The sequence below is a fragment of the Terrabacter terrae genome, assembly GCF_039529575.1.
GTDB lineage: Bacteria > Actinomycetota > Actinomycetes > Actinomycetales > Dermatophilaceae > Terrabacter > Terrabacter terrae.
In genome coordinates this window covers 1-1,144 of sequence record NZ_BAAANB010000138.1, presented here as the reverse complement: position 1 = coordinate 1,144, position 1,144 = coordinate 1, and the positions used below count along the sequence as shown (strand labels likewise).

1 protein-coding gene and 1 pseudogene are annotated in these 1,144 nt (G+C 72.7%); one reads left to right on the top strand and one right to left on the bottom strand.

Annotated features, from left to right (window positions below; translation table 11 throughout):
• Positions 1-323: DUF3662 domain-containing protein (locus ABD194_RS20005; protein ID WP_343994779.1), on the bottom strand; the 323-nt coding region annotated here is incomplete at its 3' end.
• A 190-nt stretch (positions 324-513) separates the two neighbouring features.
• Between ABD194_RS20005 and ABD194_RS20000 the strand changes: the two are divergent.
• A pseudogene (locus ABD194_RS20000) lies at positions 514-1,144 on the top strand (hypothetical protein); the annotation flags it as partial.

Here is a 1,144-nt window from a genome sequence, read left to right as displayed (position 1 = left end):
TCGCCCTCGATGAGCTCCACCTCGAGCGGGCCGCCGGGCTGGTAGCCCTGCGAGTCGGCGTGCTCCTGGGCCGCCGCGACGAGGTCGTCGGACAGGTCGTCCTCGTAGTCGCCGAGCCGCTCGTAGTCGGTCTGGCTGAGCTCGATCGTGTAGACGTTGGGCACCATCGCGCGGCCGTGTCCGAGCAGGGCCGCCCGGTCGTCCATGGCCCGGCGGATCGCCGACGCGATCTCGACCGGCTGCACCTCCGACTTGAAGGCCTTGGCGAAGGCACCGTGGACAGCCTTGGCGAGACCGTGCTCGACACGGTTGATGATTCCCACGCCGTCTCCTCCTCGTTGGTACCTCCTGCTGGGCGCTTCATCGTAACCGGGTCAGCCGCTACCACCCTCAACCGACAGACGGGGCCGGACCGGCCGATGTCCGGGTTTGCCCTCCGGCCGAAGCATGAAACCATCGCACGGGGGTCCGTGGCGGGTCCCCGCACGTGGTCAGGCCAGCAAGGAGCGCTCGATGAGCAAGGACGAGACCGGCAGCACCGAGAGCCAGGGCATCCCCGGCTTCTCCGCCAACAACTCCATCCCGGGTGGCTTCACCCTGCCCATCCCGATCGCCACCGCCGGCGCGTCGCAGCCCGCGGAGACCTCGGCCGACCCGTGGAGCTCCACGTGGGAGGACACCTCCTGGCACTCGGGTGACGACGGCGAGGCCGACCCCTCCGCCGACACCCACACCTCGACCGAGAGCGCGGGGCTGTCCGAGTCCGGCAACTCGTGGACCGACTGGCAGTCCTCCGAGGCGACCTACACGGGCTGGACGCCCGCCGGCGCCGAGCCCGAGGAGTACGCGTCGGCCACCCCCCACGAGGCCGGCAGCACGACCGACCACGCGCAGGCACAGCAGGCGTATGCCGCCCGGCCGGCCGTCGACCCCGACGTGGCCGCCGCGGCGGCCGAGGGCGGCTACGACCCGCAGCCCACGGCATACGACAGCAGGTCCGCCCTGCGGACGGGCAGCAGCCCGGGTGGCGCGGGTGGCTCCGGGGGCTCCGGGGGCTCCGGCGGCTCGGACGGGCCCAGCGCCGAGGACCTCATCACCGCCCGCTCGAAGGGCGCCCGCCAGAAGCTCAAGGCGAGCTCGGGGC